19 protein-coding genes and 1 pseudogene are annotated in these 23,983 nt (G+C 32.9%); 17 read left to right on the forward strand and 3 right to left on the reverse strand.

Translation table 11 applies throughout. From position 1 onward, the window contains the following. From F596_RS10860 to F596_RS0105295, 14 genes and pseudogenes are all read left to right on the forward strand, one after another. Positions 1–273: pseudogene (locus tag F596_RS10860) on the forward strand (IS982 family transposase); the annotation flags it as partial. Positions 274–333: 60 nt separating this feature from the next. Beyond that, positions 334–1,332, forward strand: coding sequence for an ATP-grasp domain-containing protein (locus F596_RS10865; RefSeq protein ID WP_019036124.1), 999 nt, complete (start codon positions 334–336; stop codon positions 1,330–1,332). A 15-nt stretch (positions 1,333–1,347) separates the two neighbouring features. Beyond that, positions 1,348–1,497 (forward strand): hypothetical protein, encoded by a 150-nt coding sequence (locus tag F596_RS11825; protein WP_154648177.1) that lies wholly within the window; start codon positions 1,348–1,350, stop codon positions 1,495–1,497. 37 nt (positions 1,498–1,534) lie between these two features. After that, positions 1,535–2,188 carry an ATP-grasp domain-containing protein gene (locus F596_RS11310; protein WP_026302364.1) on the forward strand — a complete coding sequence of 218 codons (654 nt, stop codon included), beginning with the start codon at positions 1,535–1,537 and terminating at the stop codon, positions 2,186–2,188. 132 nt (positions 2,189–2,320) lie between these two features. Beyond that, the gene (locus tag F596_RS11315; RefSeq protein WP_019036125.1) at positions 2,321–2,728 is read left to right on the forward strand and encodes a hypothetical protein; all 408 of its coding nucleotides are present in this window, start codon (positions 2,321–2,323) and stop codon (positions 2,726–2,728) included. A 191-nt stretch (positions 2,729–2,919) separates the two neighbouring features. Further along, positions 2,920–4,353 carry a lipopolysaccharide biosynthesis protein gene (locus F596_RS0105255; protein ID WP_019036126.1) on the forward strand — a complete coding sequence of 478 codons (1,434 nt, stop codon included), beginning with the start codon at positions 2,920–2,922 and terminating at the stop codon, positions 4,351–4,353. After that, positions 4,353–5,510: a TDP-N-acetylfucosamine:lipid II N-acetylfucosaminyltransferase family protein gene (locus tag F596_RS0105260; protein WP_019036127.1), complete on the forward strand. Its 1,158-nt coding sequence runs from the start codon at positions 4,353–4,355 to the stop codon at positions 5,508–5,510. Before F596_RS0105255 ends, F596_RS0105260 begins: the two co-directional genes overlap by 1 nt. A 17-nt stretch (positions 5,511–5,527) precedes the next feature. After that, on the forward strand, positions 5,528–6,487 hold the full coding sequence (locus tag F596_RS0105265) for an ATP-grasp fold amidoligase family protein (RefSeq protein ID WP_019036128.1): 960 nt from the start codon (positions 5,528–5,530) through the stop codon (positions 6,485–6,487). Further along, positions 6,487–7,098 (forward strand): serine acetyltransferase, encoded by a 612-nt coding sequence (locus F596_RS0105270; protein WP_019036129.1) that lies wholly within the window; start codon positions 6,487–6,489, stop codon positions 7,096–7,098. The genes F596_RS0105265 and F596_RS0105270 overlap by 1 nt, the downstream gene beginning before the upstream one ends. Positions 7,099–7,397: 299 nt before the next feature. After that, positions 7,398–8,654 (forward strand): nucleotide sugar dehydrogenase, encoded by a 1,257-nt coding sequence (locus F596_RS0105275; protein ID WP_019036130.1) that lies wholly within the window; start codon positions 7,398–7,400, stop codon positions 8,652–8,654. A gap of 124 nt (positions 8,655–8,778) precedes the next feature. Beyond that, the gene (locus F596_RS0105280) at positions 8,779–9,924 is read left to right on the forward strand and encodes a DNA polymerase III subunit (RefSeq protein WP_019036131.1); all 1,146 of its coding nucleotides are present in this window, start codon (positions 8,779–8,781) and stop codon (positions 9,922–9,924) included. Positions 9,925–9,973: 49 nt separating this feature from the next. Continuing rightward, positions 9,974–11,257 carry a PSP1 domain-containing protein gene (locus tag F596_RS0105285; protein WP_019036132.1) on the forward strand — a complete coding sequence of 428 codons (1,284 nt, stop codon included), beginning with the start codon at positions 9,974–9,976 and terminating at the stop codon, positions 11,255–11,257. Next, entirely contained in the window at positions 11,247–11,744 is a 498-nt protein-coding gene (locus tag F596_RS0105290) for a gliding motility lipoprotein GldH (protein WP_008450113.1), read from the forward strand. Before F596_RS0105285 ends, F596_RS0105290 begins: the two co-directional genes overlap by 11 nt. Positions 11,745–11,859: 115 nt before the next feature. Beyond that, the gene (locus F596_RS0105295) at positions 11,860–12,729 is read left to right on the forward strand and encodes an urea transporter (RefSeq protein ID WP_008450199.1); all 870 of its coding nucleotides are present in this window, start codon (positions 11,860–11,862) and stop codon (positions 12,727–12,729) included. Between the two features lie 91 nt (positions 12,730–12,820). Here the strand turns inward: F596_RS0105295 and F596_RS0105300 are convergent, their stop codons facing one another. Then, a complete protein-coding gene (locus F596_RS0105300; RefSeq protein ID WP_008448906.1) occupies positions 12,821–13,879 on the reverse strand; it encodes a glycosyltransferase family 2 protein in 1,059 nt (352 codons plus the stop codon). Beyond that, a complete protein-coding gene (gene mtaB / locus F596_RS0105305) occupies positions 13,876–15,234 on the reverse strand; it encodes a tRNA (N(6)-L-threonylcarbamoyladenosine(37)-C(2))-methylthiotransferase MtaB (protein ID WP_019036133.1) in 1,359 nt (452 codons plus the stop codon). The genes F596_RS0105300 and mtaB overlap by 4 nt, the downstream gene beginning before the upstream one ends. 323 nt (positions 15,235–15,557) lie before the next feature. Between mtaB and F596_RS0105310 the strand changes: the two genes are divergently transcribed. Then, positions 15,558–15,740 carry a PG1828 family lipoprotein gene (locus F596_RS0105310; protein WP_008448907.1) on the forward strand — a complete coding sequence of 61 codons (183 nt, stop codon included), beginning with the start codon at positions 15,558–15,560 and terminating at the stop codon, positions 15,738–15,740. A gap of 387 nt (positions 15,741–16,127) precedes the next feature. Here the strand turns inward: F596_RS0105310 and F596_RS0105315 are convergent, their stop codons facing one another. Further along, positions 16,128–17,789 carry an AMP-binding protein gene (locus F596_RS0105315; RefSeq protein WP_019036134.1) on the reverse strand — a complete coding sequence of 554 codons (1,662 nt, stop codon included), beginning with the start codon at positions 17,787–17,789 and terminating at the stop codon, positions 16,128–16,130. A 450-nt stretch (positions 17,790–18,239) separates the two neighbouring features. Here F596_RS0105315 and F596_RS10875 point away from each other — a divergent pair, with 450 nt between their 5' ends. Both F596_RS10875 and F596_RS0105325 read left to right on the forward strand, forming a co-directional pair. Further along, positions 18,240–19,739, forward strand: a complete 1,500-nt coding sequence (locus F596_RS10875) for a DNA cytosine methyltransferase (RefSeq protein WP_019036135.1) — start codon at positions 18,240–18,242, stop codon at positions 19,737–19,739. Next, complete coding sequence (locus F596_RS0105325; protein ID WP_019036136.1) at positions 19,739–23,677, forward strand: DEAD/DEAH box helicase family protein; 3,939 nt, start codon at positions 19,739–19,741, stop codon at positions 23,675–23,677. The genes F596_RS10875 and F596_RS0105325 overlap by 1 nt, the downstream gene beginning before the upstream one ends. The last annotated feature ends 306 nt before the right edge of the window (positions 23,678–23,983 follow it).

Raw genomic sequence — 23,983 nt, forward strand, 5'->3', positions numbered from 1 at the left:
TTTGAAACCGCAAATATCAGATTGGAAGTTCCTTATCGGCACAATCAAAAGAATTGGAAACCTACTTTTATTCCTTTTGCGAAGGCGAGAAAAAGGATTGAAACAGACTTCTCGCAGATGTGCGACCAATTTATGATTTGCCGCAACTATGCAAAGGAAACAGTAGGATTGTTTACAAGAATTATCGGTAAAATCAGTGCCTTTACCGCAATGCAATATTTAAATCACATTAATAATAGACCCATTGGAAGAGTCAAGTATGCACTGGCTTAATTCCGCCAACGGGTAGAAGAAGTACTTAAGAAGGCTCAAAGTTTGCAAATAGATGGTATTATGTCGTTTGCAGTAGATCTTGGTGTTGTTCCTGCAGCATATGTTGCAGAGAAAATGCAATTACCTTTTCAGTGTTCATATAAGGCTGCTACAATTTTGCAAAATAAGCATTTGTTTCGTCAGTTTCTTACAGAAAATGGTTTTAATAGTCCTAAAGCAAAAGGATATAACAATATAAACAAAGCCTTAGAAGACGTAGACTTTTTCTCTTGGCCTGTTATTGTGAAACCTGTAGATTCTGTAGGAAGCAAAGGAGTAAGCAAGGTTGAAAGGAAAGAAGATTTATCTGAAGCTATTAAGAAAGCTATATCTTTTTCATTAAAAGACTATTTTATAATTGAGGATTTTTTAGATACCTTAGGTACACAGTCAAGTGCTGATGTTTTTGCATATAATGGTAATCTTGCATATCCAGCATTTTCAGATCAATTCTTTGATATAAAAGCAACTAATCCTTATGTTCCAGCAATAGAAATATGGCCTTCCTCTATGCCATTAAAGTATCAATGTGAGATAAATGAAGAATTAAAAAGATTATTTATATTGCTTAATGTGCGTACTGGTATATTTAACGTTGAATGTCGTGTAAGTACAAATGGTAAGGCTTATCTTATGGAAGTTTCTCCACGAGGTGGGGGAAACCGTATAGCAGAGTTGCAAGATATGGCTACAGGACAGTCTTTAATATCTGCTGAAATTTGTAAAGCAGTATCTTTACCTTTACCAAAAATAGAATCTCCTTCTTATAAAGGTGCATGGTGTAATTATATTTTACATTCTTCTAAACCAGGTATTTTAGGTTCAATAGATTTTGATAAAGATTTCTTGCATAAATATGTTAAAGACGTTTTTTTAACAGTAAAACAAGGAGATGCTATTTCTACATTTACAGGAGCAAACACATCTCTTGGAACAGTCTTCTTATATGCTGAAAGCAGACCAGAGCTTGATGAGGTGTTAAGGATGATAAATAATTATATACATATAAAATTAAAATAAATATAAAATATTATTATGAAATTAGCTGTTATAGGTGCTTCTATAGGACAATATCCTTTATGCTTGAAAGCAAGGGAATTGGGTGTAGAAACCTTTTGTTTTGCATGGGAAAAAGGAGCTATATGTAAAGATATAGTAGACCATTTCTATCCTATAGATTTTTGATACAGAGAAAATTGTTAGTATTTGTAAAGAGGAAGGGGTGCAAGGAGTTGCTTCTAACGGCTCAGAAGTAACCGCTTTAGTACAGTCGCATGTTGCAGAAATCCTAAAATTAAATGCTACTTCATATAAAGTTTTTAAATTATTACAGAATAAGTATTATGTACGACAATGTCTTGACGATATAAAAGAACTTTGTCAACCTAAATATTATAAATATCAAGGTAAAGATGAGGGGGTGTATCCTTGTGTTGTAAAGCCATGTTTGGGTGGAGGAAAGAAAGGTGTTACATATGTAGATACAAAAGAACTGTTTGTAAAAGCTATAGCTTATGCATCTAAAGAAGATGATAAAGAGATTTTAGTAGAAGAATATATCGAAGGTGATGAGCTGTCAGTTGAAACCATTTCATACCATGGAAAGCATGAAGTAGTGCAAATAACGCAAAAAGATAAAAGTCAGCCTCCACATTTTGCAGAAACAGGGCATCATCAACCAGCTAATATTTCAAAACAGTTGTGGGGGGATATATGTGATGTAGTGATTAAAATTTTAACTAAAATCAACTTTACAGACGGTGCTTCACACATTGAGTTGAAATATAACGCTTCAGGTATTTACGTCATAGAAGTAAACCCTCGTGGGGGGGGGAAATATTTCCAGCATGCTAACTTATTTGAGTTCTGGTGTTGATTATTTAGATGCGATGGTAAAAGTAGCTCTTGATAAATTTAAAGGCGTCAGGAGTGTTAAAAAACTCCGTCAGCTTGCTCGGGAATATACTTTTTGTGTAAACAGAGTTCTACTAATCTTCCTTTGTTTACTATGACTTCAGATGAGCCGTGGATAGTAGAAAAGAAAATGGAAAAATCTTTTAGATTGGAAGAGAGTGTTACGAATCATGATAAAAAGACTTATTTAATTTATCAATCAAATCATAAGATAGAACCTATAACTTCACATGTTTTTCTATTGAAAGATTTTAATTGTGGAAAAACTAAATTCATTGATTTTATAAAGTTATGGTGCCTGCAAAACAATATATTTTATAATAAAAAAGAATATGATGAAATATGGAATAGTAGCATAATACTTGCATATATAATAAATGATGAAATAAAAAGTTGTATTACAATAAAAAAACAACAATCAAAAATATATTTATTAGAGAAAACACCAGAAAATATAATAGAAGAGATTTCAAGTGCTAAGCAAAGAATTATGAAGAAATAAAATGTTCTTTAAGAAGAAGTAGTGTTTTGTGGTTATCTATATTTTAGGAATATAGATAATAATAACTGAGCATCAAAAATATTCTAAGAAATTAGGTTCCCCTTTAGGAATATATATATAAGTATAGTAGGTGCAAGTCGAGGGCAAAGTAAATCAATGGTGTGTAAAAGCATCACAATATAAAAAAGGATATGTCAGATAATTTACGTCAGAAGACAAAAAACGGATTAATATGGAGTACGGTAGAACGTTTCTCTAATCAGAGTGTAGGTTTTGTGTTTTCTATTATTCTTGCGCGTTTGCTTTGCCCCAGTGATTATGGTATAGTAGCTATGATTACTATATTTTTTGCAGTGGCTCAAGCATTTGTAGATAGTGGCTTTGCAAATGCACTTATACGAAAAAGCAATAGAACAGAAAAAGATCTTTCTACTTGTTTTTATTTTAATATAGTAGTAGGACTTTTTGCATATATAGTGTTTTTTATCGCAGCACCATGGATAGCTAATTTTTATAATCAGCCTATACTGACTATGATTATAAGATTAGAATCTGTTACTATGTTTTTAAACTCATTATGTATAGTACAGCAAGCATTGCTTACTATCCAGATCAACTTTAAGACACAGGCTAAAATATCTCTTGCATCAACGATAATGTCTGGTATTATAGGTGTAATATTGGCATACAATGGGTTTGGCGTTTGGGCTTTAGTATGGCAGGGTATAAGTAATGCTTTAGTTAGAATGATTTTGTTATGGAAGTTTTCTACGTGGCGACCACGATATGGGTTTTCTAAAGAATCGTTTCATTATCTTTTTGGTTATGGTTCAAAGCTATTAGCTTCAGGGTTATTAGATACTACATATAATAATATTTATCCTATTATTATTGGTAAGCTGTTTACTCCTGCAGACTTGGGATATTTCTCAAGAGCTCAAGGCTTAGCAACATTGCCTTCTTCTAATCTGACAAGTGTGTTGCAGCGTGTTACTTTTCCAGTGTTGAGCGAAATACAAGATGATATGGAAAGGCTTGAAACTAACTATAGAAAGCTTTTAAAGATGTCAGCATTTATTATTTTCCCGTTGATGATGTTGTTAGCTGCCATTGCCAGACCATTAGTAGATATTTTATTAACAGATAAATGGGATAATTGTGTTATATATTTACAAATATTATGTATTGCGCTGATGTGGCATCCTATACATGCTATTAATCTTAATTTGCTGCAAGTAAAAGGCAGGTCTGACCTGTTTTTACGGTTAGAAATAATAAAAAAGATATTAGGTGTAATTATTATTTTAATAACATTCTCTATGGGCCTAAAAGCTATGTGCATAGGGTTGGCAATCAACTCAATAATAGCACTAACTATAAACACTTTTTATACTGGTAAACTTATTTCTATAGGATTTATAAGGCAAGTAAAAGATTTGTTACCTATCATTTTAAGCTCTATATTATTATTGATAGTATCAAGTGGTTGTGTCTATTTTATAGAAAATGTGATATTACAAATAATAGTAGGAACAGTTATTGGAATAGGCTGTTATGTAGGTGTCGCAATACTATTTAGATATAATGAGATAGAATATATAAAACAATTTATAATAGCAAAATAATGAGAATATTACATTGTATAGTAGATGATAAATTTATAGATGAAGAAATAAATATATTTGAAGATACTAAAGGTAAACACTATATGGAGTATATCTTTATAGCTGAAAATAACAATAATCACTTTACTTATATTAAGAATAAGGAGCTTATACGTGTTATACCTATGGGAGAAAGTGTAGAATATATTAATAAAGGTGATTTTGATTTAGTTATATTACACAGTCTTAACTCTATACCTATAGACTATATCTATAAAATAAAAAACAATGTAAAAATATTATGGAAAGCTTGGGGGTTTGATTTATATAGGTACCCTAATGAGATTAGACCATTTATACGACTAAAGAGATTGAAACCTTTAACAAAAAAGTATTGGAATAAAAACTATAAGAAGCAAAGAATTATAAATCTGAAGGTTTTTATTTATGATTTAATATATAATAAGAGGATAAAACAGTCAATAGAGCGTATAGATTATTTTTCTGGTTGCCTACCTATAGAATATAAGCTTATAAAAGATAGTGTACCATATTTTAAAGCTAAACATTTACCATTTGCTTATTTTGATAGAAAAGATCCATTTACTGATGAGAACATAGACCATTATCCGCAATTAGATTCTTATATACTTGTTGGGAATGCGGCAGGAGTACCAAATAATCACCTTGATATATTAGCAAAACTAAAATGTAACACTACAGCGGAACGTAAAATATTGTTGCCTCTAAATTATGGGGGTGATGGAAAGTATATAGACTATGTGATAAATGATGCTAAGAGCTATTGGGGAGATAATAATATAGTTGCACTTAGAGATTTTATGCCAAAAACAGAGTATTTTAAGCTATTAGAAAAATGTGGATATGCTATATTTGGACATGAGCAGCAGGCTGCGTTAGGTAATATATATAAAATGCTGTGGCAGGGAAGTAAGGTTTTTCTATCAGAAACATCAGTGAACTTTAAATATTTTAAATCGATAGGAATGATAGTTTTCTCTATTCAAAGCGATTTGACATTAAAATCCATTAATAGGTCTTTATCTATGGAGGAGAAAAAGAATAATAGAGAAGTGATATTAAAACATTCTTCTGTAAAAGATGCTCTAAATGAGATTTGTAATATATACACAACAGTAGAAAAAGACAAGGTATAACCAAAAGTAAAGAAGAAATGAATAAAAGTTATCTTTCATATTTTATAGAGATAATAAGAAATAAGTTTTATGCAGAGCTGTTTCGCTCTAATTATTTCAGAAAATTACAGGAAAAGAATCTTAAAAAGGCTTTTTCTTTAAAGTATAGAGCATCACATAAGGAGTCGTTAAACTGGGAAAATCCGCAAACGCTCGATGCTAAAATAATGTGGCTTGAAGCTTTGAGCGATACCTCTGTATGGTCTGACTTAGCAGATAAATATAAGGTTAGAGATTATATTATCCAAAAAGGATATGAAGAGATATTACCTAAGTGTTATGGCGTGTGGGATAGAGTGGAAGATATTGACTTTAATATTTTACCAAAGAAGTTTGTTATAAAATGTACACACGATTGTGGCTCTGCCATAATAATAAAGGATAAGGCTGCGGAAAATTGGGAAAATATAGCTAACTGCTTAAAAACCAAGCTAATACCAATAGGTTGGGGTATGGTAGTAGAGCCACATTATAAAAAGATAAAGCCTCGAATTATAGTAGAGGAGCTGTTAGAGGACCAAGCAACACAAGGTTTATCGTCTTCGTTGGTAGATTATAAGGTGTGGTGCTTTAATGGTAAGCCTTATATAGTATTATTGTGTTATGATAGGAAGAAAAAAGAAAATGGACATTCTTCAGTAACCGTCGATTTATATACCAAAGACACATGGCAGCATAGGCGTGATTTGCTTACTGATAAAAGTGCAAAATATAAGGATATTCCTCGTCCCAAATGCTTAGAGAAGATGCTTGATATAGCAAAAGATTTGTCTGATGGTTTTCCACAAGTGAGAGTAGACTTTTATATAATAAACAATAAACCATATTTTGGAGAATTAACCTTTACATCTGCTGCAGCGTCACATTATTATTTTACGGAAGAAGCACAGAGAGAGTTTGCTAAAGCTATAGATCTAACAAACGTAAAACTAAAGTAATGATGAGCATATATAACATATTAATTAAGATAATTAGCTACGGTTATAACACTATTATTAATATTGTGTTTAAGATATATGTTAAGATAAAGTTTAATAATATTTGGCAACTTAAAGAGTATCTTAGGTTAAACTATCCTAAAATAGGGGGTAAAAGGCTACTTGCCATTTATGATACTACTTTTTCTAAATATGGTAGCTGGATAGGACATGAATGTGTTATGGACAGTATACCTTTCTTTCCTCATGGTTTTACAGGTGTTTTTATTTCAAATGGAGCTAAAATAGGTAAGAATTGTATAATATTTCAGCAAGTTACTATTGGTAGTAATACTATAAAAGGGCATCCTAAATTTGGTTCTCCTACTATAGGTAATAATGTTTATATAGGGGCAGGAGCAAAGATAATAGGTAATATTAAGATAGGAGATAATTGCAGAATAGGGGCTAATGCTGTTGTTGTTACAGATATTGAGCCTAATACAGTGGCTGTCCCTGAGACAAGGCTAATTATAAAGAAAAACATATTGGATAATAAATTTTATTCTAAGAGAAATAATAAGTGGGGCTATTATGATTTTAATAAAGAGAAGTTTGTTTCATGTCAATAAAAGATGAAAGTGAAATGGGTATATAATAAAAAATATTAGTTGATATTAGTAAAAATAATTAATTTTGTTTTATGAAGATGAGCCTTTTATATTAATGCTTCATTTTTGATTCTTCTTAGAGTTTTATATAAAATATCCCTTAGATGCATTGTTGCATATAAGGGATATTTTTATATAGATAAAGAAAGTAAAAAGATAGGATACTTATTTAATATAAAAGATAAAAAAAGGCAATAAGCTACTATGAAAAAAAAAATACTTACCTTTGCTCATATCTATAAAACAACTAACAGATTGTAATGAGCATAAATAACAATTATAAAATAGCCGTTGCCGGGTCAGGTTATGTAGGACTAAGTATTGCTACGCTGCTTAGCCAACACAACGAAGTGGTTACTGTTGATATCATGGAAGAGAAAGTAAGAATGATAAACAATGGTATTTCACCTATTCAAGATGATTATATTGAAGATTATTTAAAAAACAAATCGCTCAATCTTAAAGCTACCACTAATGGGAAAGAAGCTTATAAAGACGCTCATTTTGTAATTATAGCAACACCTACTAATTATGATCCTGTACGCAACTATTTCGACACGCAACATGTGGAAGAAGTAATAAGACTTGTTACTGAGGTTAATCCACAGGCTATTATGATAATAAAATCTACTATTCCTGTGGGGTATACAGAGAGTGTTCGACAAAAATATAAAAGTGATAATATTATTTTTGCACCAGAATTTCTACGCGAAAGTAAGGCTCTATATGACAATCTTTATCCCAGTAGGATTATTATTGGGCGTCCAGAAAATAATGAGGAATTAGATAAAAATGCTCATCTTTTTGCTCATCTTTTACAACAAGGTGCTATAAAAGAAAATATTCCTACCCTTTTTATGAATCTTACAGAGGCAGAGGCTGTAAAACTTTTTGCTAATACTTATTTAGCCTTACGTATAAGTTATTTTAACGAATTAGATACTTATGCAGAAGTAAAAGGATTAGATACAGCTAATATAATACAAGGGGTATGCTTAGATCCTCGTATAGGAGCATTTTATAACAACCCTTCATTCGGTTACGGTGGTTATTGCTTACCTAAAGATACAAAGCAGCTGTTAGCAAACTATGAAAATGTTCCAGAAAACTTAATACAAGCAATAGTAGAAAGTAATCGTACTCGTAAAGATTTTATTGCCAATCAGATACTACATACTGCAGGATATTATGACTACAATGATTGTGGTGATTATAATCCTAAAAGTGAAAAAGAATGTGTTATAGGGGTTTATCGACTTACAATGAAATCAAATAGCGATAATTTTAGGCAAAGTTCAATACAAGGTGTTATGAAACGCATAAAAGCTAAAGGAGCTCAAGTTATTATATATGAACCAACTCTAAAAGATAATACAACCTTTTTTGGTAGTAAGATAGTTAATAATCTTGACAAATTTAAACAGCTTTCACATGCTATTATAGCTAATCGTTATGATAGCTGTCTTGATGATATTAAAGAAAAAGTATATACAAGGGACATCTTTAAACGAGATTAATAATATTATTTACATTATAATAAAACATATAATAGGATAAACTATAACCTTACCTACTCTTATATCTCGCATTTATTTCTTATCTTTGTACTCTTTAATATTGTAGATAAGAAAAGCGGTTATTATGGCAAATTTTAAAAGGGTTATAGGGCAAATAGATGCTATACAACGATTAAAAGCACTTGTAAAGGAAAATCGTGTGCCGCATGCAATACTATTTTGTGGAGAAAAAGGGGTAGGCAAAATGGCGCTTGCTATGGATTTTGCTTGCTACCTTCTATCTGAAGGAATGCAAAAAAGCAATACAATATTAAATGCTGACACACATATAGAAGCTATGCTTAGTAAATGGGAGCACCCTGATCTTCACTTTACTTATCCTACAATAAAAGATGCTTCTATGGGAGCTGAACATCAACCAATAAGTTATGATTACATAAAAGAATGGCGAAAAATGATTCTACAAGGTTCTTATTTTACTATACAGCAATGGATGGATCATATTAAAGCCACTAACCAACAGGCAATTATAACAGGTGCTGAGGCAGATGAACTGACACGTAAATTATCACTTAAATCGAGTCAAGGAGGATTTAAAGTATCTATTATATGGTTACCTGAACGCATGAACCAAACATCGGCTAATAAAATGCTAAAACTTTTAGAAGAGCCTCCTTCGGGTACTATCTTTCTTTTAGTAAGTGAAGAGCCAGACCAAATCCTTGAAACTATACGCAGCCGAACGCAACGTATTGATATTAAACGTATTGATGATGTTACTATAGAGCATTCTCTTATAGAACAACGTGGTATAGATAAAGATATGGCACGCCGTATAGCACATCTTGCTAATGGTAGCTGGCTTAAAGCTTTAGAAACTATAAATACAGATAATGAAAATAAAGAGTTTCTTAAACAGTTTCAAGTATTAATGCGCCTTGCATATCTACGTAACTTAAAAGAGCTAAAGACTTGGTCAGACAATATAAGTATGTACGGTAGAGAGAAACAACGCCGTATGTTATACTATTTCATGCAGCAAATAAGAGAAAATTTTATGTATAATTTTTCTCAACCAGAGCTAATATATCTGACTATGGAAGAGGAGAATTTTGCAAAGAATTTTTCTCGCTTTATTAATGAAGCAAATATAATAGAAATAAATGAATTGTTAGAATTAGCATATAGGGATATTCGTCAGAATGCAAATGCAAAAATAGTTTTTTACGATTTAGCATTAAAGATGATATTACTCATATTAAAGAAATAACAAATACATGTTTATAAGCATATATATATATTAAATAAGAAAGTTTTCAATGGACTATAATAATATGAAATTTAAGGTTTGGCATGGCTGCGCAAGAGGGCTTAGTAATGCTGGATGTGGGCGCCAAAACAAACAGCTGAACACATATGACTGGTTAGCTGATGTCCCTGGCAATAGCTTTAGCACTGACCTTGTAGAAATACAATTTAAAAATACAAGAAAAGGATATTATCACAATATTAATCGATTAGATCTGAAGAAAGGAGATATTGTTGCTGTAGAGGCTAATCCTGGTCATGATATAGGAGTGGTTACTCTAACAGGTAGACTTGTAACGTTACAAATAAAGAAAAATTCTAACATCAAATCGCCCGAAGACATCAAACGCATATATCGTATAGCAAAAGATGTAGATATGGAAAAATATCACGAAGCAAAAAGTCGTGAGCATAATACAATGATAAAAAGTAGACAAATAGCAAAAAGCTTAGGTCTAAAAATGAAAATAGGTGATGTAGAATACCAAGGCGATGGAAATAAAGCTATTTTTTATTATATTGCTGATGAACGAGTAGATTTCAGACAGTTAATAAAAGACTTAGCAGCGACTTTTCATGTGAGAATAGAAATGAAGCAAATAGGTGCTCGTCAGGAAGCAGGACGTATTGGTGGCACTGGACCTTGTGGAAGAGAACTTTGTTGTGCTACATGGATGAAAAACTTTTCAAGCGTTTCTACCACTGCCGCACGCTTTCAAGATATATCTCCAAACCCCACCAAGTTAGCAGGTATGTGTGCTAAACTAAAATGTTGTCTTAACTATGAAGTAGATACTTATATGGAAGCTGCACGTAAACTACCAAGCAAAGAGGTTGTGTTACAGACAATGGATGCTGACTTCTATCTTTTTAAGACAGATATTCTAAGTGGTCAATGTTCCTATTCTACAGATAAAAATTTCCCAGCTAATATAGAATCAATAAGTGCAGAGCGTGCTAAAGAAATTATAGAGCTAAATCGCCGTGGAGAAAAACCTCTTTCTTTACAAGAGAATAGTAAGGCAAAGCCTAAAAAACTTTCTGCCGATTTATTAGCGAATGCTGATATAAGCCGATTCGACAGAGCTAAGAAAAAAAGACGAATAAACAATTCTCAGCAAAGCTATAGTAAAGAGGAACAATTAAATAGTATTACTAAAAAGCAAGAAAATAGTAAGCAGCAACAAAGTACAGAAAGACAAAATAAAAAACAGTCATATAATAATCGTCAGCGTCAAGGACAACGAAAGTATAATACCAATTCTTCAAAACAAGAAACTAAAAATGAAATTTAAGGGTTGTAACTTATTATGTTTTATAGCGTTTATAGCTTTTATTATAAACGCTATTTCATGTAATGACCCACGCATATACGATAAATATCAAAATGTTTCCTTACAAGGTTGGAATCGTAGAGATACTTTGACTTTTGATATTCCACGTCAATGGGAAGGTAGATATTTGCTTTTTCTAGGAATAAGAACGGCAAAAAACTTTCCCTATCGTAATCTTAGCGTCATAGTTAATGAGCAAATAATTTCTGTTAAAGGAAGAAAAAGAACTATTCGTTATAGTAATTGTAATATTATAAGGTGTAAGATTGTTAATAAAAAGGGGCAAATAATTGGTCATGAGAATATTAGTAACAATACTATCCGTTCATATATAAAGTCTTTTTATCTGAAACGTAATGATTCTATACATATTACTATTAATCACAATATGAATGAAGATGTACTACAGAGTGTTTCCAATATAGGAATAACACTTATAAAGCAATAAGAATATTTTATAAAAGATAAAAAGATTTAGATAATATGAAATTCTTCCAAAGTATAGATATATAAACAAAATATAAGGGAAATAGGGGTTGGATTTTTTAGTTTAAGAAAAAGAAATGAGATTAAATGACGTTATAAGTGCCATATTTCGTGGAGTAGGGCAAGTAATGTTCCAGAATAATATACTTTCAGGAATATTAATGTTAGTAGGTATAGGTTTTAACTCTATATTAATGTGTTTATTTGCATTATTGGGTACTATTATAAGTACATTAACAGCAATATTTCTTAATTATAATTCTAATAATATAAAAAATGGTCTTTATGGTTTTAATGGAACTCTTATTGGTATAGCTGTTCCATGTTTTATGTCTATTAATATTTGGTCTGTTTTGCTAATGATAATTGCTTCTATTGTTACAACTTTCATTGTATATGTTTTTGAAAAGCAAAAAAAGCTACCCACTCTTACAGCACCTTTTGTAATAATTACATGGTTAATGTTGCTTATAAGTTATGCTTTCCCTATTTTACAGCAATTTACAATAGAACAAAATATATCAAAAGAACCGTTTTTATTACTTCAAGCTTTGTCTTTAAATTTTGGTCAGATAATGCTTCAAGGTAAAAGTCTTTTTACAGGCTTACTATTTTTTCTTGCAATATTAGTAAATTCACGTAAAATGGCAATAGAATTTTTCTTAGCAGGTTTATTATCTTTAATAGTTTGTTGGCTTCCTTTTGTGGAAACTCATTCTATAAATAATGGTATGTATGGTTATAACGTTGTTCTAACTGTTTTAGCTATTGCTAATATTCTTAATACAAAGACTCATATATATATTAAGGTTTTAGTAGGATTTATATTATCTCTTGTAATTCAATTTGTAGGTTTAAAATTAGGTTTTATTACTCTTACAGCACCTTTTGTAATTTCAGTATGGATAGTTGCTTTATATAACACATTCTTTGATAGCAAAAAATAAAATTTATTTTTTGCTATTTAAAAATATAATATAGTTTTATTTATTTAAAAGTTTTTTCATTTCTCCTTCATGTAAATTGTTGTAATACTTTTTAAAGGTCGCAAAATTTTTTACATTTATCAAGATAGTATGCTTTAAGTAGGAAAATGTTAGTTCTCCCATCAGGAAGTAAGTTAGATAAAGACTTGTTATCTTGTCCTTCTAATCTGTTTTCTTTTAATGTTCTTGTTTGTTTAGTTTTTGTTCGTGTAAATTCGTTACGCCATTTTTTAAAGGCTTTACGTCCATCTATAATAGCTTTAAATTCTTTCCAATTACGTTTTAGTATAAGGGATTGAAAAGCAGCAATATAATCTAAAATTAACCGCATACGCATAACGTTTTTGAGATCTTTTTCTGGAAGGTTTTTCCATAACATTGTAAGATTATTACGAAAATTGAGAAAAGTTTTTTTAGGATTTGATTTTGGTAAAGTTCCACCCCCTAAATGATATACTATACTTTCTGGGAAACAATATAGTTTTTTGCCCATATTGTGTAACCGCCAGCAGAGATCTATCTCTTCATTATGGGCAAAGAATCTCCCATCTAATCCTCCAGCCTGCCAATAATCTTCTCTTCGTATCATCATGCATGCTCCTGTAGTCCAAAGTATTTGTTGTGCATTATCGTATTGCCCATTATCATCTTCTATAGTGTTAAATATTCTCCCTCTACAATAGGGGTATCCATATTTATCTAAGAATCCTCCACAGGCTCCAGCATATTCGAAAGAATCTTTATTAAGGTACGACAGCAGTTTAGGCTGGCAAGCTGCTATATCTTTGTAAGCGTCCATTGCTTCAAATAATGGTGTCAACCAATGGTGTGTAACTTCTACATCACTATTGAGTAATACATAATAATCAACATCTTTTATTTGTTCTAAGGCCTTATTATATCCTTCAGCAAAGCCGTAGTTTTGTTCAAGTCTGATGATTCTAATATGTGGATAGTGCTGATTAAGCCACTTTAAAGAATTGTCAGTAGAAGCATTATCTGCTATTATCACTTCGGCTTCTTCGCATGAATATTTTATCACAGATGGAAAATACTTTTTAAGCATTTCTTCTCCATTCCAGTTAAGGATTATTACTGCTATTCGTTTCATAGTATAATTTTTGCTTTAAGTGCCGTTTTATCAAAATTGAAATTCCCTAATTGAGTTTTTATTATGTTATTATCATATTCTTCTTTAGCTTCTGTAGGAGATAGTTCTACCCGGATATAGTTATCTGTAAATCCGTGCATAGATTTACCTCTTGCAGCTTTTTCAAAGAGAACATTAGCTTCTTTTCCAATGTATTTAGCATAGAAAGTTTGTGTTTTAAGATCAGATAGTTTTAAAAGGCGATTAGCCCTATGCTTCTTTTCCCTTGGATCTACAATATATGGTATAGATAAAGCACTGGTACCAGGACGTTCTGAATATGGGAAGACATGTAGTTGTGTAATAGGAAGTGAGTCTATAAAATTGTAGCTATCTTCGAAAAATTCAGGTTTTTCACCACGGCACCCAACCATGACATCTACACCAATAAAAGCATTAGGCATACGTTCCTTAATTAAAAGTATCTTATCTGCAAATAATGCACGGTCATAATGGCGGTGCATAAGTTTTAAAACTTCATCAGAACCACTTTGTAGGGGTATGTGGAAATGGGGCATAAAGTGTTCAGATGTAGCACAATATTCTATTAAGTCATCATCTATTAAGTCTGGTTCTAAAGAGCTTATACGATAACGCTCTATGCCTTTTACGTTGTCTAATGCTTTTACAAGATCTAAAAAAGACTCGTTTGTAGTTCTTCCGAAGTCTCCTATATTTACTCCTGTTAGTACAATTTCTCGTCCTCCTTCTGCCACAGCTTCTTCGGCTTGTTTTACAAGTGATTTTATAGGAGGGTTACGCGAAAAGCCACGTGCATAAGGTATGGTACAATAAGTACAGAAATAGTTGCATCCGTCTTGTACCTTTAGAAAATAGCGAGTGCGATTGCCACGTGAGCAACTATCTTGGAAGCTCGTAATATCTTTTGTTTTAACAGCATGGTATGTTTTTTTCTGTGTATTATCTATAGGAGTTTTTTCTTCTATATTATTCCATGCATTACTGAGATATTGTATTAAGTTGGCTTTTTCATTGCTTCCTAAAACAAGATCTACACCTATTATATTAGCTATAGTTTGGCTCTCTAATTGTGCATAACAGCCAGTGACTATAACAAAAGCTCCAGGATTTTGACGAACCATTCGGTTAATAATTTGCCTACACTTATGGTCTGCAACGTCTGTAACAGAACAGGTGTTTATTAAAACAATATCTGCAATATCGTTTTTTTTAGCCTCACGCACGCCCATGTTGTATAATGTGCGTGCAAAGGTACTTGTTTCAGAGAAGTTGAGTTTGCACCCTAATGTATAAAATTTGGCTGTTTTGCCTTGAAAAGCTGCTGTATCAATCATAATTGTCTGCAAAGGTAGTAGAAAAAAGTGGAGATAACAATAATAGATAATTTTAAAGTTATACTTTTAATCTTAATATATCGTATAGATGGAGCAAAAACAAATAGTTTGGAAAGATATTTTCAGAACAATAATGAGAAGAAGAAATGTTTAACATTTATTTGCTAATTGTATATCTCTATGTATCAACGCATTATGAAAAAGTTACAGAATAGATGTAAAAAAACCATTAAAATATTTTTGGAGTATCAAAATAATATATAACTTTGCATCAGTTTTAATAAATAAATGATTGTTTTACAGAATTTAAAAAGCAAAGAAAAATGAAGAAATTAGTATTAATGTTCGTAGCTATCGCAGCTATCTCTTTCGCATCTTGTGGTGGTAATGCTAAACCAGCAGCTAATGCTGATTCTACAAAGACAGATACTACTCAGGTTGATTCTACTCAGGCTGATTCTACTGCTGCTGCTGCAGATACAACAGCTGCTGATACTGCTAAGTAATTTTAGTAGACGAACGAAAAGGATAACCCACCAGACCGATAGGTTTGGTGGGTTTTTGTTATGGTTAGTGTGTCTTTAAACATATAAATATATATACTATAATTATAATATTATAGTCATGTATAAAAAGGTTATAACCTGTTTAAATTTATCATATTACGTTTGGAAGTTCTTTTCTATAAATATTTGTCTATTAAAATATTGTTGATGGTTATAGATATAATTAGTGATATTTTAAATATAGGAAAGAAAGGTTATTAGTAGAGTAGCTTGTGGATATAGCAGATTGATGTAAAAAAAGTAATTTAAAATAAGAAACCCTACTAATAGTCTTATTTGTAAAGACCATTAGTAAAATTAATTATATTTGTACTTCTAAGAGTATATTTATTTATACAAGTAGCGTTTAATAGATTTCTTTGGCGTTTTTTGAAATTCTTCTTCGCGTATTTCGAATTCAGCAACTTTACAGTAAGCTGGCATTAGCGAGTTAAGTTGTACTTTGTTTTCTTCCATTTGTTTGTTGATATCTTCTTTTGTTAAGCCTAAGTTAGCAGCCTCTTCATAGTCGGGATATATTAATCCGATTAATTTTTGATCACGTTGTACTATTAAGCATTCTGAAACGAGGTAGAGGGAACTAAGAGTATCTTCTATTTCTTCAGGATATATATTCTGACCATTACTACCTAAAAGCATATTTTTAGAACGTCCACGAATAAATACATTCCCATCGGCATCCATTGTTCCTAAATCACCAGAATGATACCAACCATTTTTATCCAAAGTTTGTGCAGTAGCTTCTTCGTTTTTATAATAACCTAACATAACGTTAGGACCCTTTGTAAGTATTTCACCAGCTATATTTTCAGGATCAGAACTATCTATTCTTACTTGCTGATGGTAAGCAGCTTGTCCACAAGAACCTTTTACAAAAGTTTTCCAATCACGATAACATATAATAGGTGCACATTCTGTAGCGCCATAACCTACGGTATAAGGAAAATTAATTTGGTGTAGAAAGTCTTCTACTTCTTTACTTATAGCAGCACCACCTATTATGATTTCATAAAGATTACCACCAAAGGCATTATATACTTCTTCACGTATTTTTTCCTTTACTTTCTTACTAAGCAAAGGTAGTTTTAATAAAAATTGCATTTTAGTGTTTTGTATTTTAGGGAAGACCTTTTTGCGTATGATCTTCTCTATGACAAGAGGTACTGCAATCATTATTATGGGCTTTATATCATGTAGGGCTTGAGAGATAATTGCAGGTGAAGGCATGCGAGTAAGGAAAAAGACATGTACACCTGATAGAAATTCAAAAAGAAACTCAAAAGACATACCATACATATGAGCTAAAGGTAATATACTAATAATGTTATCACCAGTTGTAACATGATTGTTCATTACATGTTTAGCAAAATCAGTATTACTCCATAAAGCACGATAAGGTAGCATTACTCCTTTAGAGTGCCCTGTTGTTCCGCTAGTATAATTAATCAAAGCTAACTCTTCAGGACTTTGTTCCTTATAATAATGTATGTGTTCTGAACGAAAATATTTAGGATACTTATTACCAAACATTTCATTAAGGTGCTCACGTGCGTAAGTGAGCTTATCAGTTCTGCTTATAACAATAGAGTAGTCAGGAATATAGATGACACCTTCTAAACTTGGCATTTGTACAGCATCGATTTGAGTTGCAACAACGTCGCCAACAAAGAGAAGTTTTGCTTCGGAATGGTTTACTATATGATGTATTTGCTCTGGAGTAAACTCATGGAGAATAGGAACAGCTACTGCACCATAAGTAAGTATGGCAAGAAAAGCTGAAGCCCAAGCTGCAGAATTACGCCCACATAGAGCAATCTTATCACCTTTTTGTATGCCACTTGCTTCAAACATAATATGAAGCTTTTCTATTTTTCTTGCTACATCGTGATAGCGTAAGGTTTTTCCTTTATAATCTGTAAGAGCATCAAGATCCCAATGATCAATTATAGCCTTTTCTATTAGCTCGTTAAAACTTGGAATATTCTCCATTATAATATATGCATTAGGGTTAATTATGCAGAGTTTTACCTTATGTCAGAACAAAGCTAATTAATATTCTGAGAGGGATTTACTCTTTTGATAAAATATTTAATAAAATTATTATGCAAAATTATTGTTTTCGTGCAAAGGTAGTGTATTTTTTGCACAAAGCAAAAAAAGATGTGCAATAAATGGAACTTGCATACACCTTAGACCGATGATTGAGTCGATTACAGATGATAATGTGGAGTCAAATTGCTCCATGACCCGAAAATAATCCCCCAAAAGGAGTGAGTCTCTCAGATTTAATTTGTATCTTCGCCATGTCTATCGTCAGATTCTCTTTTTTTTTTGCACCACTAAGATAAGTGAAAATTCTGACATGGCAAGCTTCTGAGCAACTTTTTGTTGCTCAGGTATTTAAAAAGTTTAATTTGTAATAGTGTAGCAGAATTAAGGATGAGCAAAAAAAAAACATATATTTCCCTTTTTAGCAGTGCTGGTGTTGGTTGCTATGGCTTTAAAATGAATGATTTTGATTGTATAGCAACTAACGAATTGCTAGATGTTAGGCTTAATGTCCAAAAAGCAAATCACAAGTGCAAATATGGATCTGGCTATATTGGCGGTGACATCACTTCTAAAGAAACACACGCAAAGCTCTTTGATGAGATTGAAATGTGGAAAGGAAAAGAGGGGTTAGAACAAGTTGATGTAGTCTTTGCAACTCCTCCTTGTCAAGGAATGTCAACGGCGAACTACAAGAAGACAGAAGATGAACAAGTGAGAAATTCGCTTGTTGTCCAGGCTATCAAACTTATTTCTCAAATACAACCTAAGATATTCATCTTTGAAAATGTTCGTGCTTTTATGAAGACAATATGCACGGATACAGATGGTACAGACAAGCCCATAAGCGAAAGCATATTTTGTAATTTGGCTGACAGGTACAACATCTTCTATAGGGTTATCAATTTCAAAGATTATGGTGTGCCATCAAGCAGACCTAGGACAATTGTAATAGGCACTAGTAAGGAGTGTCCGAATTTATCCCCTCTATCTTTGTTTCCGTCAAGACACAGGGAGATAAAACTGAGAGAGGCTATCGGTGATTTAGCCTCCTTAGGCTATTGTCAAAAAGACGTTTCTGACTATCTGCATTTTGCCAGACCTTTCCCTAAAGAACAACTAAGTTGGATAATAAATATTAAGGAAGGGCAAAGTGCCTTTGACCAACCTGTAGAGTTACAGCCTGGTCATATTGACGAACACGGGAATAAGGTGGTCAACAAGGGTGCATATATGGGTAATAAATATCGTAGACTTGTATGGGACAAAGTATGCTCTTGTATACATACAAGGAATGATGTGTTGTCAAGTCAAGATACAATACACCCTGTAGATAACAGAGTGTTGAGCATTAGAGAACTGATGAGAGTAATGACTATACCCAGTTCGTTTCATTGGACAGATTATGATGATTCTGTCACAATGGAGAATGCAGATGAATACCTCAAAGCTAATGAGTTGAATATTCGTAGATGCATTGGAGAGGCTGTACCTACTCAGATAATGAGAAATGTAGCCTCAAAAATTAAGCTTGCTTTAGAAATGGGTGATAAGAATCAAGAAGATTTCTTTATTAATGTAAAAGAACTTGAGGTAAAAGGTGAATCTGTACGAATAAAAGCCAAAGATGCTAACACCCTATTGGATTACTTACCCCAAATTGTTGGCTTGCTATCTGACAAAACTAAGTTGGAGATACATTGTATTGATTTCTTAACTACAGAGATAGAATCAATAAAGGAAAAAGCTATAATGTGGGACTTGGCAGATTATGTAAAGATAGTTGATGCTAGTTCAAAACAGCAATCTCAAAATAATTATCAGTTGTTACTAGCTGATGGTAAACTTTCTACTTATAACGCAATTCAGCAACTTTCATTCTTCGACTAATGAATACGAACATAGATACAACCATACTAGATGGATTGATTGTGGGTAGAGTAGACCCTCACATCTATGCTTTCTCCACTGGAACTGTCCCAAACTATCTCAAAGTAGGGGACACTTATAGACCTGTCAATGTACGTCTGAATGAGTGGAGAGTTCATTTTAAGGATTTAGTTCCTTTGTATGAGCATATAGCCAAAGTAGACAATGGTAATATCTTTAGGGATTACTCTGTACATTACTTTCTAGAACACGATAAAAAGTTCAAAAGATTAGAGCAAGGCACTTTTGTACTTGAGTATTTTTCAAAGGAGTTCTTTAAGGATGCAACAACTAGTGATGTAGATGAAGCCATTGCTGATATATGTCGTAGTGCTAGAGAAAATGATGGGAAATACAAATTGTACTCTCCTGATTTTCTCCCCATAGTATATAAGTTTGAACGTGAGGAAAAGCCTTGGTGTTTAAGACCTAATCAACAAGAAGCAGTATACAATTTTAAGGAAGCCGTTGATAACAAACACAGGACTAATTTACTTATGTATGCAGTAATGAGATTTGGTAAATCCTTTACTGCTATGAGTTGTGCTGTGGAAATGAAAGCAAAATTTGTGGTGGTTGTTTCTGCTAAGGCTGATGTTAAGTTAGAATGGCAAAAGACAGTAGAGATACCTGCAAACTTTAAGGGTTACTCTTTTATTGACTCTTCTGCATTGCTTGTAAATCCAGAGGTTATAACACAGGCATTAGCTAAGGGAGAAAACATAGTGTTGTTTTTAACCCTTCAAGACCTTCAAGGAACTGAGGTGAAGGAAAAACACAAGGATGTATTCGCCAATAACATAGACCTGCTCATTGTTGACGAAACTCATTACGGAGCCAGAGGAGAAGAGTATGGAAAGATACTAAGAAATAGTAAACTCACGAAAGCTCAGATTTTAAAAGAGATGGAAGGAAGTGAGACCTCAGATGATTTTGACAACAATGAAAATATCAAAGGGCTGAACTATAAAGTGCAGTTACATCTCTCGGGTACTCCATATCGTATTTTAATGAATGATGAGGAGTTTGCCAAGGATGACATAATAGCATTCTGTCAATTTACCGATATAGTTAACGAGCAAAGGAGGTGGGACTATGAACATCTATCAGATGATAATGTAAAGGAGTGGGATAATCCTTATTATGGTTTTCCTCAAATGATACGCTTTGCATTTAACCCTAACGAATCCTCAAGAAGACTATTGGAGAAATTAAGGAAAAATGGGGTAACATATGCTTTCTCAGAGTTGTTTAAACCCCAATCCACAACAAAAGACAGGGCAGAAAAATATAAGGAGTTTGTCTATAGAAAAGAGATACTTGACTTATTGCAAATCATTGATGGCTCTAAACAAGAGGAGAATTTACTAGGTTTCTTGGACTATGATAAAATTAAGGATGGACAAATGTGCAGACATATAGTTTGTGTGTTGCCCTTTAGAGCATCTTGTGATGCAATGGCAGCACTAATCAAGTCCAACAAAAGACAATTCCAAAATCTCAGTAAATATGAGATAATCAATATTGCAGGAGTTGAAGATGAATATGACAGTGCAGGTGCAGTAATAGCCAAGATTAAAGAATGCGAGGAGACAGGTAAAAAGACTCTGACCTTGACTGTAAACAAAATGCTCACTGGCAGTACAGTAGAGCAATGGGACACTATGCTCTATCTAAAGGACACCGCTTCTCCTCAAGAGTACGACCAAGCCATATTTAGAATACAAAACCAATACATCAAGATCTATAAGGATGAAGAGGGTAATGAGGTAAAATATAATATGAAGCCTCAAACTCTACTTGTGGACTTTGACCCAAACAGAATGTTTAGGCTACAAGAGTTGAAATCTCAGTTTTACAATGTTAATGTAGAGAAGAATGGCAATCTAAAACTAGAGCAGCGCATCAAGGAAGAGCTGCAAATTTCTCCGATTATAGTCTTAAACAACAATAAAATCAAGGAGGTTACACCTGCTAATATCCTTGATGCAGTTCGCGAGTACTCAAAATCAAAGAGTGTGTTGGAGGAGGCTATAGATATTCCTTTTGACACTTCCCTTCTTAATGACCCGATATTAAAAGAGGAAATTGAGAAGATGAAAGAGATTGATGCTAGCAAAGGACTTGAGTTTAAGCCCCTTGAAGATGGAGAAGATGATATAGACCTACCAACATCAAGCGAAACATCTGACTCTAATTCAAAAGATGAACTAGAGACGGATAATGAAGACAACGGCAAAGACAACAAAAAAGAGTCAACAGAACAAGAAATTCTTAAGTCTTTGGAAAAGAAACTATCGGCTTATTACTCAAAAATACTCTTTTTTGCTTTCTTGACTAATTCCCGAATTATGTCTCTTGAACAAGTGATAAATAGTATAAATGAGGAAGATGACAATAAGAGAATATCTCGTAATCTAGGATTAAGAGTAGGCATACTCAGACTCATACAAGCAAAGTGCAATCCATTTGTACTAAGTAAACTTGATTTTAAGATACAAAACATCAACTCGCTGATGCAAGACACCTCTCTACAACCACTAGAGAGAGCAAAAATTGCTATAAAGAAATTTACAAGAATATCAGACTCAGAGGTAGTAACCCCCAAGTATGTTGCTGATGAATTGGTATCATTCTTACCCACAACTGAAATTAATGGTAAAACAAAATTCTTGGATATAGCATCCAAGCAGGGTGAACTGGCAATATCATTATATGAAACATACAACAATATACCAGAAATCAAAAACAACGTATACTCACTACCAACATCCCACCTTACCTATGAGTTGACTCGTAAAATATATGAAATCTTGGGTATGCCTGTAGAGAATGTTCTAAAGGGATATTTTTCCGCTGATTTCATTAATGGTAAAGAGGAGATGGTGTGTTTCATAAATCAGTTGCAGGCTGATGTTATTATTGGTGGACCTCCATTCAACACAAATGATGGAGGAGGAAGAGGAGACTCTGCCAGTGCTCTGTATCATCAATATGTGCAAGTTGCAAAGGGCTATAATCCACAGTACATTTCTATGTATATGAAGGCTGTGTGGTATTCTGGAGGCAAAGGACAGGGCTTGAATGAGTTTCGTCAAGAGATGTTGGATGATACAAGAATCTCTGTTTTCTCTGATTATCCAGATCCAAAAGAGTGTCACATTCAGGGGATTAATTTAAGAGGCGGTGTTTGTGCTTTTCTTTGGGATGCACAATATCATGGTTCTTGTAACTTTATAAGCCATATCAATGGGAAAGTATACAAAGATAAGAGGCTGTTAAGGGCATCTGGTGAGAATATACTTATAAGATACACCCAAGGATTGAGCATTCTAGAGAAGGTAAAGTCTTTTAATGAAAAAATGTATAGCGAATATGTTTCAAACAGAGATCCCTTTGGCTTAGGTGATAGCTTTAAAGCATATAAATCAAATCCTTCGGATACACATAGTGTGCGCTTATATTGTGTAAGAAAAGAGATAGGATATATAAGACCTAGCCAGTTAGATAAGGCATATCTGCCACTAAGCAACAAGTGGAAGGTTTTGGTGGCAAAAGCCAGTCCTGGTGAGGACACATTGCCACATTCTATCATCAGCGCCCCAATTATATCAGAACCTAAATCTGTATGTACAAATGGATTGTTTGTGGTTAGAACCCTAAAAACAAAAAAGGAGGCTCAAAACCTTATTGATTATATGCATACAAGTTTCTTTAGGTTTATGATGCTATTGGCAAAGAATGGGCATAACTTGACCAACAATGTGTATAGGTATGTCCCAGTAGTAGACCTATCTCAGAAATGGACTGATGCAAAGTTGTTCAAACGATATGGCATCACTAAGTCAGAACAAGACTTTATCAAGAGTGTTATCAAAGATATAAGGCTGGTTCTATAAATTACCACCGCACATAGTCATTAAATGTTTATGAAATATGTTTTGTTATCTTTTGGCTTCTTTTTATATAAAACAGGCTGCGCCTCAACAATTCAAACAAGTTTGATTGCATTCGGCTTGCTCCGTTTTTGGTTCAAAATATAAGTTCGTTCAGTCGTGTAGTTCGCTACACTCCTTCACTCTCTACACCTTAGACCGAGGGTGTTGAGTCGATTACAGATGATAATGTGGAGTCAAATTGCTCCATGACCCGAAAATAATCCCCCAAAAGGAGTGAGTCTCTCAGATTTAATTTGTATCTTCGCC

The organism is Prevotella amnii DSM 23384 = JCM 14753 (assembly GCF_000378745.1).
In the GTDB taxonomy this organism is placed as follows: Bacteria; Bacteroidota; Bacteroidia; order Bacteroidales; family Bacteroidaceae; genus Prevotella; species Prevotella amnii.